This window comes from Streptomyces sp. NRRL S-646 (assembly GCF_000720765.1).
In the GTDB taxonomy this organism is placed as follows: domain Bacteria; phylum Actinomycetota; class Actinomycetes; order Streptomycetales; family Streptomycetaceae; genus Streptomyces.
Genome location: NZ_JODC01000014.1, coordinates 169,474 through 184,905, shown reverse-complemented (window position 1 = coordinate 184,905; position 15,432 = coordinate 169,474). Strand labels below are relative to the sequence as shown.

The following is a 15,432-nucleotide window of genomic DNA, read 5'->3' as shown; positions in this document are numbered from 1 at the left end:
GACGCGGTCAGCCCCTCACGGCCGACCGAGGTCACAGCTGCACCAGGGCTTCACCAAGGCACGGTCAGGCGGAGTAATCCGAGCTCGCTTCACGGGTCTCGGCCGCCGCCGTCCGCCTACGACGCCACAGCGCCACCGGCACCACCCCGGTCAGGGCGAGCGCGTTCGGCGCCGCCGTCAGGGCCGCGGACGCCGAGGACTGGTCATTCAGACCCGGCTGGTCGAAGGTGTCCGGGATCGGGAGGGTGTCCCAGCGGGTGATGGGCCAGGCGATGACGATGGCGCGTCCGACGACCTTGCTCACCGGGACCATGCCGTTGTGCTTGTCGCTCTGGTTGTAGCGCGAGTCGCGCGAGTTCTGACGGTGGTCGCCCATGACCCAGATGTAGCCCTTGGGGACCTTCACCGTGAACTGGCCGCCCTGGTCGTCGACGCTGCACGGGGTGTTGCCCGCGTACACGAACGACGCGTCGTTGAGCACCTTGCCGTTGACCCTGAGCGGGCCGGAGCCCTTGCAGGAGACGGTGTCGCCGCCTACGCCGATGACGCGCTTGATGAGGTCCTTCTCCTCGGCGGACGGCATCAGGCCGATCCAGCTGAGGGCCTTCTGCAGCGGGTTCGGGTTGGCCGTGGGCTCGCCCGCCAGCCAGTTGTCCGGGTCGTGGAAGACGACGACCTCGCCGCGCTCCGGCTTCGAGCCGAACCAGGGGGTGAGCTTGTCGACCAGAACCCGGTCGCCCTGCTGGAGAGTGTTCTGCATCGAGTCCGAAGGGATCGAGAACGCCTGCACCAGGAATGTCTTGATCAGCAGCGCCAGCACGAGCGCGATACCGATCAGGATGGGCAGCTCCTTCCAGAAGGAGCGTTGCTTCTTGGCCTTGGGAGGTGTCCCGCCCGACCCCTGTTCCTCGGTCCGGTTCCGCTCGCCGGGCGCCGTACCGTCGTCGGTCGCCCCGGAGTCACTCCCGGAGGTCACGGCGCTGTCCGCGGCCGGGACGGCTGCGGAAACCCCTTGGACGGGCTGTCCGCGGTGCTCCTCGCCGTCGTGTCCGGACCGTGCGCCAACCGCCACATCCCCCACGCCAACTCCTTACTCTGTGCCGCTGCCTGCCCCAGACGCGGTGCAGGCCCACCACTCCCATAACGAGCGGGAGTTCCGCAGGGCTCGGGAGCTGGACCGTTCCGTTGAAATAGTCAGGAGCAACCCTATGCGACAGCTGCGGGGACGCGGTCGTCCCCGACACGGAGTTGGAAACGGAGGAGAAAGTTTTAGGTTCTTTCAAGGAAGTCCAGTGCCCGAAGGGCCAGGCGATGACCATCGCCCGTCCCACCACGGAGTCCTCGGAGACGGTGCCGCCGTAGGGCGTGTTCTGGTGGGCGCGGGAGTCCGCGGAGTCGCCCCGGTGATCGCCCATCACCCACAACCGCCCCTTGGGGACGGTGATGTCGAACTCCTGTGTGGAGGGGGCGTTTCCGGGATACAGATAGTCGCCCTCGGTCAGCGGAACGCCGTTGACGGTCACCCGCCCCTGCGTGTCGCAGCACTTGACGTGGTCGCCGCCGACGCCGATGACCCGTTTGATGAGGTCCTTCTCGTTGTCGGACGGCAGCAGGCCGATGAAGGTGAGCCCCTCCTTGACCTGCTTGACGACGACGGGGTCGCTCTTCTTGGTCGTGGTCTGCTCGCCGGCGAGCCAGCCGCCCGGGTCCTTGAAGACGACGACATCCCCGCGCTTGGGCTTGGAGCCGAACCACGGGGTGAACTTGTCGACCAGGACACGGTCGCCGATCCGGATCGTCTGCTCCATGGAGCCGGACGGGATCACGAACGCCTGGACGAGGAAGGTCTTCAGGACCAGGGCTATGAGGACCGCCACACCGACGAGGAGAGGTATCTCCTTGACCGCGCTGCGCCTGCGCTTTCGTTTGACCTTGCGCTGCAGCTTGCGCCGCTCGGCGCGGGTGCGGCCGCCGCCCCCGGGGGCCGGGCCGGAGGCGCGGCGGGAGCCGGTGGGCAGCAGCGCCTCGGCCGGGCCGCTCGCGGCACCGCGCGGTTTGCCACGGTTACCCATGCGCACCGTCCGCGGCGGGCACGCGCGCGTAGGCGCCGGGACGCTGCAGGCGGGTCCAGTGGGCGGCGGGCCAGACGATCCAGTCGGCCCGCCCGATGACGTCCGACACGGGGATCATGCCGCCGCCGGGCGAGCCCAGGTGGTCGCGGGAGTCGCTGGAGTCGCTGCGGTGGTCGCCGAGGACGAAGAGGGTGCCGTCGGGCACGACAACGGTGAAGGTCACCGTGGACGGGCTGTCACCAGGGTGGAGGAATGTCGACTCGTCGACCGACCGGCCGTTCACCCTGATCCTCCCCTCCTTGTCACAGCAGACCACGTGGTCTCCCCCGACACCCACGACGCGTTTGATGTAGTCGGCGTTCCCGAAGTAGCCCGTGCCGTCGAACACGACGACATCGCCGCGCCGCGGCCCGCCACCGAAACGGTACGCCAACTTATTTACGAGAACGCGGTCGCCGATCCTCAATCCGTTTTCCATGGATCCGCTGGGAATCTGGAACGGCTGGACCACGAAAGCGTTCAGGAGCAGCAAAAACACCAGGCAGACCAGCAGGATCGGAGCGATCCAGCCGCCGGGCAGCCAGTCGGTGATCCTCGACACCAACGCGAAACGCGACCGGCCCTCCGCAGCCACTGGTTCAGGGCGGGAGGAGCGGTCGCGCTCCGTCTGCTGTGCTTCGGTGTCCATCGGAGCCAGATGCTATCCGGCTCCGATGTGAACGCCTGCGCGAGCTCAGTTGTCGCGCTTCTCCTTGATCTTCGCGGCCTTACCGCGCAGCTCGCGCAGGTAGTACAGCTTGGCGCGACGCACGTCACCGCGGGTGACGAGCTCGATCTTCTCGACGATCGGGGTGTGCACCGGGAAGGTGCGCTCGACGCCGACGGAGAAGGAGACCTTGCGGACCGTGAAGGTCTCGCGGACACCGGCGCCCTGGCGGCGGATCACAACGCCCTTGAACTGCTGCACACGGGAGCGGTTGCCCTCGATGACGCGGACGTGGACGTTGACGGTGTCACCCGGGCGGAAGGCCGGGACGTCGCTGCGCAGCGACGCGGCGTCGACGGTGTCGAGAAGGTGAGACATTTCGTCTGCTTTCTTCGCTGATGCCACAGGTCATCAACGGGAGCTAGGTGTTCCAGAAGGATGCTGTCCGTGTCGGGACGGGCGTCGTGTCCCCCTGTGGCAGGGGCGCACGCCGGACGACGCACAACAGCGGCCTATTCTTCCACGCCGTCCGTCCTGCGCCAAAATCGGCCGTACGGCTCACCCTCCGGGTCCGGGGCCCAGCCCAGGATGGAGAGCATCTCCCGGTCCTTCTTGTCGAAGGCCTTGGGGTCGCAACGCTCGATCAGGTCGGGCCGGTTGGCCGTCGTACGCCTGAGTGCCTCGTCGCGGCGCCAGCGGGCGATCTTGCCGTGGTGGCCGCTGAGCAGCACGTCGGGGATGCCTCGGCCGCGCCACTCGGGGGGCTTGGTGTAGACGGGACCTTCCAGGAGGTTGGCCATGGCGCCGGGTGCGAAGGAGTCGTCGCGGTGGGACTCGGCGTTGCCGAGGACGCCGGGCAGCAGACGGGCCACGGCCTCCGTGATCACCAGGACGGCCGCCTCGCCGCCGGCGAGGACGTAGTCGCCGATGGACACCTCGTGGACCGGCATCCGGGTGGCGTACTCGTCGATCACCCGGCGGTCGATGCCCTCGTAGCGCGCGGGCGTGAAGATCAGCCACGGACGCTCGGAGAGCTCGACGGCGAGTTCCTGGGTGAAGGGGCGGCCGCTAGGGGTGGGGACGATCAGCGCGGGCGCGTGCGAGCCGGTCTCGTAGCCGTCGGCGAGGGCGGAGTCCAGGGCGTCGCCCCAGGGGTCGGTCTTCATGACCATGCCGGGGCCGCCGCCGTACGGGGTGTCGTCGACGGTGTTGTGGCGGTCGTACGTCCACGCGCGCAGGTCGTGCACATGGACGTTCAGCTGTCCACGCGCGCGTGCCTTGCCGACGAGGGAGACGTTCAGGGGTTCGAGGTACTCGGGAAAGATCGTGACGACGTCGAGGCGCATCTCTTACGACTCTTCCCGCGTGGAGACGATCTCTGCCTGGTCGTCGATCAGGCCGGGCGGCGGGTCGATGACCGCCCTCTGCTCCTCGAGGTCGATCTCCGTGACGATCTCCTCGACGAAGGGGATCAGGACCTCGCTGCCGTCCGGGCGCTCCACGATGAACAGGTCCTGCGAGGGCAGGTGCGAGATCTCGGTGATACGGCCGACCTCGACGCCGTCCTTGGTGACCACGTCCAGGTCCATCAGCTGGTGGTCGTAGTACTCGTCCTCCTCCTCGGGGAGCACCTCCGGGTCCACCTCGGCGATCAGGAGGGTGTTGCGCAGCGCCTCGGCCGCGTTGCGGTCGCGTACGCCCTCGAAGCGCAGGAGCAGGCGGCCGCTGTGGACGTGGCCCGTCTCGATGGTGAGCGGGCCCACCGAGGCGGGATCGGTGGCCAGTACGGCGCCGGGTGCGAGCCGCAGTTCGGGCTCGTCGGTACGGACCTCGACGGTGACCTCGCCCTTGATGCCATGGGCACGGCCGATCCGTGCGACTACGAGCTGCACTTCCCAGGATCTCCTGTCGTAACGGCTGGTAACGACTACGGGCCGGGGACGGCGCAGTGGCCCTCCCCGGCCCGAGCCGGTGTTGCGTTCGGCGTCAGCGGACGTGGTCCACGTCGACGAGGTCGACGCGGACACCGCGGCCGCCGATGGCGCCCACGACGGTACGCAGAGCGCGCGCGGTGCGGCCGTTGCGGCCGATCACCTTGCCGAGGTCGTCGGGGTGGACCCGCACCTCGAGGACGCGCCCACGGCGCAGGTTGCGCGAGGCGACCTGCACATCGTCAGGGTTGTCGACGATGCCCTTCACGAGGTGCTCGAGAGCCTCCTCGAGCATGCTCAGGCCTCGGTCGACGCGGACTCGGCAGCAGCCTCGTCCTTCTTCTCAGTCTTCTTCTTCTGGGTGATGGCCTCACCCTTGCCCTCGTCGTCGCCACCGAGGGCGTCGAACACCGGGCGAGCAGCCTTCGGCTCGGCCACGAGCAGCGGAGCCGGGGCCGGCAGGCCCTTGAACTTCTGCCAGTCGCCGGTCAGCTTGAGGATGGCGAGAACGGGCTCGGTCGGCTGCGCGCCGACACCCAGCCAGTACTGCGCGCGCTCCGAGTCGACCTCGATGCGCGAGGGGTTCTGCACCGGGTGGTACAGACCGATCTCCTCGATCGCACGGCCGTCACGACGGGTGCGGGAGTCGGCGACGACGATGCGGTAGTGAGGCGAACGGATCTTGCCCAGACGCTTCAGCTTGATCTTGACTGCCACGGGAGTGGGTTCTCCTGGTTTTGACGTGGTTGGGCACGGCGAGATTGCCGCGTGGGGTTGCGGTACCCGAGTGCCCGATGGACGCGTCAGCCGGAGGCGAGAGGGTTCCTGTGCGGCTGTCGAGTACAGCTAGCCATTGTGCCATACCCTGCGGGTCGCTTTGGACCTACGGGGCGTGGGGGTGGGCATGCCTGAGGCGCACCCGGCGTCGGAGGTGAGGTACGCCGGGTGCGCAACTCGGCGCGACGAGGTGCCGCTGCGCCCACCCGTGCCGCCCCAGCGGCACGACTGCCCACAGCTACGCGGATGACGGCGGCGGCACCCCCTGCGGCGGCTGATACCGGCAGCCACGAGATGCCGGTACTCGAGCGCCCGCGACTACGCCGCGCCCACGACCTCCGGGATCCGGAACGGCTTTCCGCAGCCGCCGCAGACGATCGGCGCCTGCGCCAGCACCGACGGAACGACCCGTACGTTACGGCCGCAGTCGCACACCGCCTTCACTCGCACCCCGCCCCCGGACGAGCCGTGCCGGGCCGCCGGGCCGCGGAAGCTCTTCGGGGTGTCGGCGGAGGTGGCTGCCGTGTGGGCCTTCAGGGCGCGCTGCAGCCGCTCGATGGTCGGGCGGTAGCGGCGCTTGGCCTCGGGGTTGAGCGTGACCAGCGAGAAGCCGCTGCTGGGGTGCGGTTCCTCGGGGTGGTCCAGGCCCAGCTCCTCGGCGATCGCGAGGAATCTGCGGTTGTGGTACCGGCCGGCGCGGGACGTGTCGCGCACGCCGCGCGCGGCGGCGATGCCATGGACTGCCTCATGGAGCAGTCGCTCGAAGGAGAGCTCGTGACCGCACGCGGACGACGACTCTCCGATCAGGGACTCTGGCGCGGCAAGGTCCGGCAGCTCGGGGTGGTACCGCTGAATGTCGGCCCACGCCTCTGCCAGCTCTGCGGCGAGAACAGGTGGTGTCTGTGTCGTGCTCACGTAATGACAACGAGCGGGAGCTCGAATGTGTTCCTATTCCGGGCCATCCCAAATAATTTGCACGTACCCGTCAGTTGCCGCTGATGCGTCCCGACGAGGGCGGGTGCGCTGATCTGCGGAGAAACCTCACAGCTCGTCCCAAGCCGGTACGTAGCCCGCTCTACGACCCGGCGCGTAGACGATGTCCACGCGCCGGTGCGGTTGTGATCCGCAGGTGCGCAAGGGGCGTTTCGGTCGCTCTCGCGGCGGACGGCCCTGTATCAGTAAGCGCGCGCGACGACCGCGACGTTACCGGGCGCGTCTTCGGCGTCGGGCACCGACCCGTTGGCAGCGACCAGACACCGTACGCTCACCGCGTGCTCGGCCAGTCTGGCCTCGCCTTCTTCGCCGAGGTCCGCCCAGGGGATGCGCGCCCAGCCGCCGGCGCCGACCGCCTCGACGGCTTCCTCGATCGTCGACACGTCGGACGTACGGGACTCGCGGCGCTCGCGGGACTGGGCGAGCAGGAGCGCCTGGTCCTCCTCGAGGATCGCGGGCAGGAGCCGTACGAGGGAGTCGACCGGCATCGGCTCCTTGCCTCCGCGGATGCGCCGGGCCACCATCGCCGTGCCGCTTTCCAGGTCACGGGGCCCGACCTCGATGCGTACGGGCACGCCCTTCAGCTCCCAGTCGACGGCGCGGCGCCCGAACGGGATGTCGGTGCGGTCGTCGACGTGGACGCGGAGGCCTGCCGCCTTCAAGCGGTCACCGATCTCACGGACCTTGGCCAAAACCGCCTCCTCGCCCTTGATCGCGAGGACGACGACCTGGATCTGCGCCAGCCGCGGCGGGACCCTGAGGCCGTTGTCATCTCCGTGAGTCATCACCAGGGCGCCGATCATGCGCGTGGTGGAGCCCCAGGAGGTCTGCCAGACGAGTTCCTGCTTGCCTTCCCTCGACAGGTACCGGGTGTTGAAGGCCCTGGCGAAGTTCTGGCCCAGCTCGTGGCTGGTGACCATCTGGAGGGCCTTGCCGTCGCCCATCATGCTTTCGAGCGTGAGGGTGTTGACTGCGCCGGCGAAGCGCTCCTTGGCCGTCTTGCGGCCGGAGACGAAGTCCACGGCGAGGACGTTCTCGATGAAGTCCCCGTAGACGTGCTGCTGGATGTGCGCGGCGAAGTCGCGCGCCTCCTCGTACGTGGCGTGCGCGGTGTGGCCCTCCTGCCAGAGGAACTCGGTCGTACGGAGGAAGAGACGGGGCCTGAGCTCCCAACGGACCACGTTCGCCCACTGGTTGATCTTCAGGGGCAGGTCGCGGTAGCTCTGCACCCACTTCGAGAAGTAGTCGTTGATGATCATCTCTGAGGTGGGGCGGACGACCGCCGGCTCCTCCAGTTCCTTGCCGCCGCCATGGGTGACCACGGCCAGTTCGGGCGCGAAGCCCTCGACGTGGTCGGCCTCCCTGGCGAAGTACGACTGCGGGATCAGCAGCGGGAAGTACGCGTTCTGCGTGCCCGTCTCCTTGATCCGGGCGTCCATCTCGGCCTGCATCCGCTCCCACAGCCCGTACCCGTACGGTCGGATCACCATGGTGCCGCGCACCGGCCCGTTGTCGGCCAGTTCGGCCTTGGTGATCAGATCCTGGTACCAGCGCGGGAAGTCGTCCGCGCGCGGGGTGAGAACGGGAGCCTTTGCCATGGGCGCGATGGTAGGGGCCCACGTTGCCGGGATGTGAATTCTTTTCGCCCGCATATGCAACCCACAAGCCGGGCCCCACTACCCCTGGACGAGCGGTCGAGTGCGGAGTTATCTGGCATACGGGGGGAGTGCGAGCGCACGTCACGGGGGCCATGGAATCGGGTACAGGGGCAACTCTCGGCGGATTGGGGCGCTTTACATGACACCTACGCTCGTGCGGCAGCACCCGTCCCCTACGGGCCAGGCGCCCCGTGTGGACCTGTGTGCACGCGCGCGTGACTGGTCCGAGATCCAGGAGCGGATGCTGGTCCCGCTCTACGAGGCCGTCTACGAGCGACTGGAAGTGGGCCCCGGCACACGGTTGTTGGGCCTCGGCTGCGGCAGCGGGCTGGCCCTTCTGATGGCGGCCTCAAGAGGCGCGGCGGCGGTCACCGGTGTCGACCACTCCTCCCCCGAACGGCTGGCCCTCGCGCGGGAGCGGCTGCTCCCGGACGGGTGGGGCACGCGCGCGCGTGCAGGCACCCGGGTCGTCGACGGCTCGCCCGGGGACATCACGGCCGCGGGCGACGCGGAGACGCCCGCGTTCACCCTGGTGACGGCTTTCGAGCCGATCGGGTGTCTGGCGGGCGACTCGGAGGGGCTCGGCGGGCTGCTGCAGGCAGCGACACCGCTCGCCGGGCACGGGGCGCCCGTGGTGCTCGCCGGCTGGGGTCCGCCGGAACGTTGCACCACGTCGTCCGTGCTGCGGGTGGCCACCAGGCTGGCGGATCCGCTGCGCAGCCCGGGCAGTTGGCGCCCCGCCCTTCGCGACGACCTCGAGGAGGTCGCCCAGCGGGCGGGTCTGAAGCCCGACGGCTCAGGGCGGGTCGCCTGCCCGTTCGGGTACGCCGGCATGGACAGCGCGCTACGAGGTCTGCTGTCGACGGGCCTGTTCGACGCGGCGATCTCGGCGACGGACCAGGCGCAGGTCGACAAGGAACTGGCCGAGGCCCTGCACCCGTATCAGCGCCGGGACGGCACGGTGTGGATGCCGAACGTGTTCCGGTACCTGATCGCCCGTACCCCCTAGGCCCCGTACGCCTGGACCACGTACACCTCAGGCGCCGTCGACCTTCGCCAACCGGGTGATCCCTGCGATCCGGTACGCGTCCGCCTCCTCCAGGGTCTCCCGCTCCAGCAGGGCCTGGGCGAGGGCGTCCAGTTGGCCGCGGTGGTCGCTCAGCTTGCGGCACGCCTCCTCGTAGCACTCGTCGACGATCCGGCGCATCTCGCCGTCGATCACGTCGAGGGTCTGCGGGGCGGCGGCCAGGCCGTACGCCTGCTGGGCGTCGCCGGGGAGGGCGGACAGGCGGCCGACGCGCTCGCTCATGCCCCAGCGGGCGACCATGCCGCGGGCGATGTTGGTGACCTGCTCCAGGTCGTTCTCCGCGCCGGTCGTGACGACCCCGTAGACGACCTGTTCCGCCGCCATGCCGCCGAGCGCGCCGATGATGCGGCCGCGCAGGTACTCCTCGGTGTACGCGTACTTGTCGGACTCCGGTGTGGAGAGCGTGACGCCGAGGGCCCGGCCGCGCGGGACGATGGTGATCTTGCGGACGGGGTCGGCGCCGGGCTGGAGCATGCCGAGCAGGGCGTGGCCGCTCTCGTGGTAGGCGGTGCGGCGGCGCTCCTCCTCGGGCATCACCAGCGGCCGTTCGGCGCCCAGTTGGACCTTTTCCAGGGCCTCGGAGAGGTCGGTCTGGGTCACCCGCTCCTGTTTGCGCTTGACGGCGAGCAGGGCCGCCTCGTTGGCGAGGTTGGCCAGTTCGGCGCCGGTCATGCCGGGGGTCGTACGGGCGACCTGGCCGAGGTCGACGTCCTCCGACAACGGGATCTCGCGGGTGTGGATCTGCAGGATGGCCTCGCGGCCACCGCGGTCCGGGGGCGAGACCATGACCACCCGGTCGAAGCGGCCGGGGCGGGTCAGGGCCGGGTCCAGGACGTCGGCGCGGTTGGTGGCCGCGATGACGATGACGCCCTCCGAGCCGGAGAAGCCGTCCATCTCGGTGAGGATCTGGTTCAGCGTCTGTTCGCGCTCGTCGTGGCCGCCCATGCCGGAGCCGCCGCCGCGGGCCCGCCCGATGGTGTCGATCTCGTCGATGAAGATGATCGACGGGGCCACCTTGCGGGCCTCCGCGAACAGCTCACGCACGCGTGAGGCGCCGACGCCGACGATCATCTCGATGAACTCGGAGGCCGACGCCGAGAAGAACGGCACGCCCGCCTCACCGGCGACGGCACGTGCGAGGAGGGTCTTTCCGGTGCCGGGCGGGCCCGCGAGCAGCACGCCCCGCGGCATCTTCGCGCCCATCCTGCGGTAGGCATCCGGGTTCTTCAGGAAGTCGACGACATCGTTGAGCTCGCCCTCGACCTCGTCGATGCCCGCCACGTCCTCGAAGGTCGTGCGCGTGGCGCCTGGCTCCAGTTCGACCGGCTTGGGCGGCGCCTTGCGGCCGAGCATCCCGCCCGCACCGCCCAGCCCCGCGCTCATCCGCCGCGCGACGAAGACCCACACCGCGATCAGCAGCAGCATCGGGGCCAGCGAGATCAGCAGATTGGCCAGAAAGCTGCGGTGCTGGACGACCGGTTCCGCCGTGACGGTGACGTCGTGCTTGGTCAGGTCGTCCCAGATCTTGTCGCTCGCGAACGTCGGCCGCTCGGTGCTGAACTTGGTGTACTTGCCACCGCCGTGCGGGCTCTTCTGCCCCTTCTTGAGCTGGCCCTGGATCGCATTGCCCTTGGCGTAGATCTTGCTGACATTGCCCGCGTCGACCTGCTTGCTGAACTCGGTGTACGAAATCGTCGGCTCGTTGCCCTCGTTGAAGAACGACAGGATCAGATTCGCGATCAGGTACACGACCAGCGCGGTCAGGATCAGGCTCCACCAGCCGCCGCGCATCTTCCGCCCACCGGGCGGCCTGGGCGGCTCCTCGGGAGTGCCCTCGGTACGCCAGGGCTGGTCGGGCGACTTGCGCGGCGGGGCGGGGTTGGTCATATGCGGACGTTACGACAACACCCCACCCCTGGCACGCGCACAGGGTGAACTCAGCCCATGAACTTCTTGAACTCGTCCGGCAGCTCGAAGTCCTGCGGAGCCTGCTGACCCGGCACACCGAAGGCGTTCCCGCCCTGAGCGGCGGCGGCCCGGCGTTCGGCCTCCTCCTGCTCCTGCTGCTTGCGCTTCATCGGGTTGCCGGAGCGCTGCTTGCCCTTGGCCTTCTTCGGCTGCTTCTTGGAGCGGCCGGGGCCGCCGCCCATGCCCGGCATACCGGGCATTCCCGGCATACCGCCACCCTGGGCCATGCGGGACATCATCTTGCGGGCCTCGAAGAACCGCTCGACCAGGTTCTTGACCGCGCTGACCTCGACGCCGGAACCCTTGGCGATACGGGCGCGGCGCGAGCCGTTGATGATCGTGGCGTCGGCGCGCTCGGCCGGGGTCATCGACTTGATGATGGCGGCCGTGCGGTCGACGTCCCGCTCGTCCAGATTGTTGATCTGGTCCTTGATCTGGCCCATGCCCGGGAGCATGCCGAGCAGCTTGCTGATGCTGCCCATCTTCCGGACCTGCTCCATCTGGGCCAGGAAGTCGTCCAGGGTGAAGTCCTGGCCCTTCTTGGACGCCAGCTTGGAGGCCATCTTCTCGGCCTCTTCCTGGCTGAACGTCTTCTCCGCCTGCTCGATCAGGGTGAGCAGGTCACCCATGTCGAGGATGCGGGAAGCCATCCGGTCCGGGTGGAAGGCGTCGAAGTCGTCGAGCTTCTCGCCGTTCGAGGCGAACATGATCGGCTTGCCGGTGATCTGCCGGATCGACAGGGCCGCACCACCGCGGGCGTCACCGTCGAGCTTGGAGAGCACCACGCCGTCGAAGCCGACGCCGTCACGGAAGGCCTCGGCGGTGTTGACCGCGTCCTGACCGATCATCGCGTCGACGACGAAGAGGATCTCGTCCGGGCTGACCGCGTCCCGGATGTCCGCGGCCTGCTGCATCATGTCCTGGTCGATGCCCAGGCGGCCGGCGGTGTCCACGATCACGATGTCGTGGACCTTGGCCTTCGCGAACTCGATGGAGTCCTTGGCGACCTTGACCGGGTCGCCCACGCCGTTGCCCGGCTCGGGTGCGAAGACGGCCACGCCCGCGCGCTCGGCGACGACGCTCAGCTGGTTCACGGCGTTCGGGCGCTGGAGGTCGGCGGCGACCAGCAGCGGCGAGTGGCCCTGCTCCTTCAGCCAGTGGCCGAGCTTGCCCGCAAGGGTCGTCTTACCGGCACCCTGCAGACCCGCGAGCATGATCACGGTGGGCGGCTGCTTGGCGAAGCGCAGCCGCCGGGTCTCGCCGCCGAGGATGGTGACGAGCTCGTCGTTGACGATCTTCAGGACCTGCTGGGCGGGGTTCAGCGCCCGGGAGACCTCGGCGCCGAGGGCACGCTCCTTGACGTTCTTGATGAACGTCCGCACGACGGGCAGCGCCACGTCCGCTTCGAGGAGCGCGATGCGGATCTCGCGCGCGGTGGCGTCGATGTCCGCCTCGGAGAGCCGTCCCTTGCCGCGCAGGTTCTTGAAAGTCGCTGAGAGGCGATCGGAGAGAGTATCGAACACGGCGGCGTCGGTCCTCGGGGTCGGTGGCAGTGTGAGCGTCTTCCAGGGTATCCGGACACGCAAGGCAATCGTCCCCGCCCGGTACATACAGCGGCCGGGGACGGCACCAGGCACCGACGAGCCCACCTGGCCGGATCACCCACACAAGGTCTCTCCCAGCTCGCGCCCTACAGCGGACGCCTCGTCGCCCGGCAGGGGCGCACCCTCCGGCCCAGGAACCCGGACAGCCTCCAGCGCCGCGGGGACACCCAGGCCCGATCACCCGCGCAGGGTCTCCTCCAGCTTGCGCGCCACGGCAGCCGCCTCGTCGCCCGGCAGGGGCGCACCCTCGGGGCCGGTCACGTAGAAGGCGTCCACGGCGTTCGCGCCCAGCGTGGAGACGTGCGCGCTGCGCACCCGTACGCTCGCGTCCTCCAGGGCCCGCCCGATCCGGAACAGCAGGGCGGGGGCGTCCTGCGCCCGCACCTCGATCACCGTGGCCAGCCGGGACGCGGCCGGGGCGACCGTCACCCTGGGTGGCGGCGCCACGACTCCGCGGCGGCGCGGATAGGCGGCGTCACGTTCGGCGAGGCGTCCGGCGATGTCCAGGGACCCGTCCAGCGCCCGTACGAGATCCGCCCGCAGCCGGGCCGCCTGGGGCAGCGAACCGTACTCGGCGGCGACCCGCCAGTTCAGCAGCAGGACCGAGCCCTCGACGCCGTCCGGCAGGTCCAGGGTGCGCAATTCGGCGGTACGGACCGTCAGCCGGTGCATGGCGAGGACGCCGGCCACCGCGGGCAGCACGCCCTCCTGGTCCGGTACGGCGATGAGAAGCTCGACGCCGAGCGGCTCCGGGTCGCCGGACGGCTGTTCCTCCGTCGGCGGCTCGGTCTGCGCGCGCAGGGACAGCACCGGGCTGCCGGTGGCGACCGCCTCGATGGCGAGCCGCTCCTGCTCGGCAGTGGGCGCGGCGGCCTCGGGCTCGTCGAGGACGTCCCCGGCGAGGACGGCGGCAACCCGCTTCACCAGGTCCGCGACGAGCGAAGCGCGCCAGGACGACCAGGCGGCCGGCCCGGTGGCCAGGGCGTCCGCCTCGGTCAGCGCGTGCAGCAGCTCCAGGGTGGACTGCGAGCCGACCGCCTCCGCGACCGAGCGGACGGTGGCCGGGTCCTCCAGGTCGCGGCGGGTGGCCGTCTCGACCAGCAGCAGGTGGTGGAGTACGAGGGTGGAGAGCACGGCCACGTCGTCGCGGTCGAAGCCGATACGGGCGGCCACGTCCTTGGCGATGATCTCGCCGGCCACCGAGTGGTCGCCGGGCCAGCCCTTGCCGATGTCGTGCAGCAGCGCGGCGACCAGGAGCAGGTCGGGCCGGTGGACGCGCCGGGTGAACTCGGAGGCGCGTACGGCGGTCTCGATCAGGTGCCGGTCGACGGTCCAGATGTGGACGGCGTTGCGCTGCGGGCGGCAGCGCACCCGCTCCCAGTCCGGAAGCAGCCGTGTGATCAGGCCCTCCGCCTCCAGCGCCTCCCAGACGTCGATGGTGGGGTGCCCGGAGCCGAGCAGGGTGACCAGCTGTTCGCGGGCCTCGGCGGGCCAGGGCGTCGGCAGGGGGCGTACGGTCGCCGCCATGCGCCGGACGGCGTGCAGGGAGAGCGGGAGGCCGGCCTGCGCGGCGGCGGCCGCGGCGCGCAGTGGCAGCACGGGGTCGCGCTCGGGGCGCGCGGCACGGGCGAGCACCACCTCGCCGTCCTGCTCGACCACGCCCTCGGCCAGCGGGGAGCGCTCGGGGACGGGCTTTCCGCCGCCCAGCATGGCGCGCAGCCGCGGCCGCACGGCGCGCGACCGCAGCACGCGCGCCACTTCGCGCCAGGTGACATCACTGGCGTACGAGATGACCCGCGCCGCCTCGTACACCTGCCGCAGCAGCGTGTCGGCGTCGAGCAGGCCGAGCTCGGCGGCGACCTGGTCCTGCTCCTGCAGGGCGAGCCGGTCGGTCGCACGCCCCGTCGTCAGGTGCAGCGCGTCGCGCACGTCGAGCAGCCGGCGCCGGGCGTCGTCGAGGCCCTCGCGCGGGGCGTCGGCCAGCCAGGAGGCGGCGACGGCGCGCAGGGTGGTGGCGTCGCGCAGACCGCCGCGGGCCTCCTTCAGGTCCGGCTCCAGCAGGTACTGCAGCTCCCCCTGGCGTTCGGCGCGCTCGGCGCACAGCTCCTGGAGTTCGGGGAGACGTTTCGGCGCCTGGTTGCGCCAGTCGGCGAGGACGGCCGTCCGCAGACCGGCCGTCAGGCCCAGGTCACCGGCGATGTGGCGGGCGTCCAGGAGACCGAGTTGAACTTTCAGATCCTCTGCGGCCGTCTTGCGGGCCTCGGCGGGGGTGCGGACCGAGTGGTCGAGGGCGAGGCCCAGGTCCCACACGGGGTACCAGATGCGGTCGGCCAGGGCGGCGACCGCCGTGGTGTCGCTGCCGTCGTGGAGGAGGAGCAGATCCAGGTCGCTGCGTGGGGAGAGCTCACCGCGGCCGTAGCCGCCGACGGCGACCAGGGAGACCCCGCGCAGTCCCTCGGCGCCCGCGGCGAACAGGCCCGTCAGCCAGTCGTCCGTCAGCCCGGACAGGGCTGTACGGCGCGGCGGCCCGGACTGCGCCCCCTCGGTGAGGAGGTGCAGCCGGGCCGCCGCGTAGCCGCTGGGTCCCGAGTCTTCCGCTTCCTTGTGCACGTCCGTGCTCGACACCCAGCAGCTCC

At 70.1% G+C, this 15,432-nt stretch carries 14 protein-coding genes; 1 reads left to right on the top strand and 13 read right to left on the bottom strand.

The window, feature by feature from the left end; all coding sequences use genetic code 11:
• Positions 1 to 64: 64 nt before the first annotated feature.
• The 10 genes from lepB (IH68_RS0134955) to proS form a co-directional block, all read right to left on the bottom strand.
• Positions 65 to 1,072: a signal peptidase I gene (gene lepB / locus IH68_RS0134955; RefSeq protein WP_159403770.1), complete on the bottom strand. Its 1,008-nt coding sequence runs from the start codon at positions 1,070 to 1,072 to the stop codon at positions 65 to 67.
• The gene (lepB, locus tag IH68_RS58455) at positions 960 to 2,072 is read right to left on the bottom strand and encodes a signal peptidase I (RefSeq protein WP_030943169.1); all 1,113 of its coding nucleotides are present in this window, start codon (positions 2,070 to 2,072) and stop codon (positions 960 to 962) included. Before lepB (IH68_RS58455) ends, lepB (IH68_RS0134955) begins: the two co-directional genes overlap by 113 nt.
• Entirely contained in the window at positions 2,065 to 2,760 is a 696-nt protein-coding gene (gene lepB / locus IH68_RS0134945) for a signal peptidase I (RefSeq protein ID WP_030943166.1), read from the bottom strand. Before lepB (IH68_RS0134945) ends, lepB (IH68_RS58455) begins: the two co-directional genes overlap by 8 nt.
• A 45-nt stretch (positions 2,761 to 2,805) precedes the next feature.
• Positions 2,806 to 3,156: a 50S ribosomal protein L19 gene (rplS, locus tag IH68_RS0134940; protein WP_030943163.1), complete on the bottom strand. Its 351-nt coding sequence runs from the start codon at positions 3,154 to 3,156 to the stop codon at positions 2,806 to 2,808.
• A 134-nt stretch (positions 3,157 to 3,290) separates the two neighbouring features.
• Positions 3,291 to 4,124, bottom strand: a complete 834-nt coding sequence (trmD, locus tag IH68_RS0134935) for a tRNA (guanosine(37)-N1)-methyltransferase TrmD (RefSeq protein WP_030943160.1) — start codon at positions 4,122 to 4,124, stop codon at positions 3,291 to 3,293.
• Between the two features lie 3 nt (positions 4,125 to 4,127).
• A complete protein-coding gene (gene rimM / locus IH68_RS0134930; protein ID WP_030943158.1) occupies positions 4,128 to 4,670 on the bottom strand; it encodes a ribosome maturation factor RimM in 543 nt (180 codons plus the stop codon).
• 94 nt (positions 4,671 to 4,764) lie between these two features.
• A complete protein-coding gene (locus IH68_RS0134925) occupies positions 4,765 to 5,004 on the bottom strand; it encodes an RNA-binding protein (protein WP_003973401.1) in 240 nt (79 codons plus the stop codon).
• A 2-nt stretch (positions 5,005 to 5,006) separates the two neighbouring features.
• On the bottom strand, positions 5,007 to 5,426 hold the full coding sequence (gene rpsP, locus IH68_RS0134920) for a 30S ribosomal protein S16 (RefSeq protein ID WP_030943155.1): 420 nt from the start codon (positions 5,424 to 5,426) through the stop codon (positions 5,007 to 5,009).
• Positions 5,427 to 5,804: 378 nt separating this feature from the next.
• Positions 5,805 to 6,401 carry a hypothetical protein gene (locus tag IH68_RS0134915; protein ID WP_030943152.1) on the bottom strand — a complete coding sequence of 199 codons (597 nt, stop codon included), beginning with the start codon at positions 6,399 to 6,401 and terminating at the stop codon, positions 5,805 to 5,807.
• Positions 6,402 to 6,661: 260 nt separating this feature from the next.
• Positions 6,662 to 8,077, bottom strand: a complete 1,416-nt coding sequence (proS, locus tag IH68_RS0134910) for a proline--tRNA ligase (protein ID WP_030943148.1) — start codon at positions 8,075 to 8,077, stop codon at positions 6,662 to 6,664.
• A gap of 199 nt (positions 8,078 to 8,276) precedes the next feature.
• Between proS and IH68_RS0134905 the strand changes: the two genes are divergently transcribed.
• A complete protein-coding gene (locus tag IH68_RS0134905; protein ID WP_078912751.1) occupies positions 8,277 to 9,146 on the top strand; it encodes a class I SAM-dependent methyltransferase in 870 nt (289 codons plus the stop codon).
• A gap of 27 nt (positions 9,147 to 9,173) precedes the next feature.
• Here the strand turns inward: IH68_RS0134905 and ftsH are convergent, their stop codons facing one another.
• From ftsH to IH68_RS0134890, 3 genes are all read right to left on the bottom strand, one after another.
• Positions 9,174 to 11,111, bottom strand: coding sequence for an ATP-dependent zinc metalloprotease FtsH (ftsH, locus tag IH68_RS0134900; RefSeq protein ID WP_030943142.1), 1,938 nt, complete (start codon positions 11,109 to 11,111; stop codon positions 9,174 to 9,176).
• 50 nt (positions 11,112 to 11,161) lie between these two features.
• A complete protein-coding gene (gene ffh / locus IH68_RS0134895; RefSeq protein ID WP_030943140.1) occupies positions 11,162 to 12,715 on the bottom strand; it encodes a signal recognition particle protein in 1,554 nt (517 codons plus the stop codon).
• A gap of 258 nt (positions 12,716 to 12,973) precedes the next feature.
• Positions 12,974 to 15,421, bottom strand: a complete 2,448-nt coding sequence (locus IH68_RS0134890) for a [protein-PII] uridylyltransferase (RefSeq protein WP_030943137.1) — start codon at positions 15,419 to 15,421, stop codon at positions 12,974 to 12,976.
• Between the last annotated feature and the right edge of the window lie 11 nt (positions 15,422 to 15,432).

Excerpts from the sequence above, each read along its gene's own strand:
- IH68_RS0134905 (WP_078912751.1), top strand. The coding sequence starts at position 8,277 with ATGACACCTACGCTCGTGCGGCAGCACCCGTCCCCTACGGGCCAGGCG.
- lepB (WP_030943166.1), bottom strand. The coding sequence starts at position 2,760 with ATGGACACCGAAGCACAGCAGACGGAGCGCGACCGCTCCTCCCGCCCT.
- IH68_RS0134925 (WP_003973401.1), bottom strand. The coding sequence starts at position 5,004 with ATGCTCGAGGAGGCTCTCGAGCACCTCGTGAAGGGCATCGTCGACAAC.
- lepB (WP_030943169.1), bottom strand. The coding sequence starts at position 2,072 with ATGGGTAACCGTGGCAAACCGCGCGGTGCCGCGAGCGGCCCGGCCGAG.
- ftsH (WP_030943142.1), bottom strand. The coding sequence starts at position 11,111 with ATGACCAACCCCGCCCCGCCGCGCAAGTCGCCCGACCAGCCCTGGCGT.
- trmD (WP_030943160.1), bottom strand. The coding sequence starts at position 4,124 with ATGCGCCTCGACGTCGTCACGATCTTTCCCGAGTACCTCGAACCCCTG.
- proS (WP_030943148.1), bottom strand. The coding sequence starts at position 8,077 with ATGGCAAAGGCTCCCGTTCTCACCCCGCGCGCGGACGACTTCCCGCGC.
- rplS (WP_030943163.1), bottom strand. The coding sequence starts at position 3,156 with ATGTCTCACCTTCTCGACACCGTCGACGCCGCGTCGCTGCGCAGCGAC.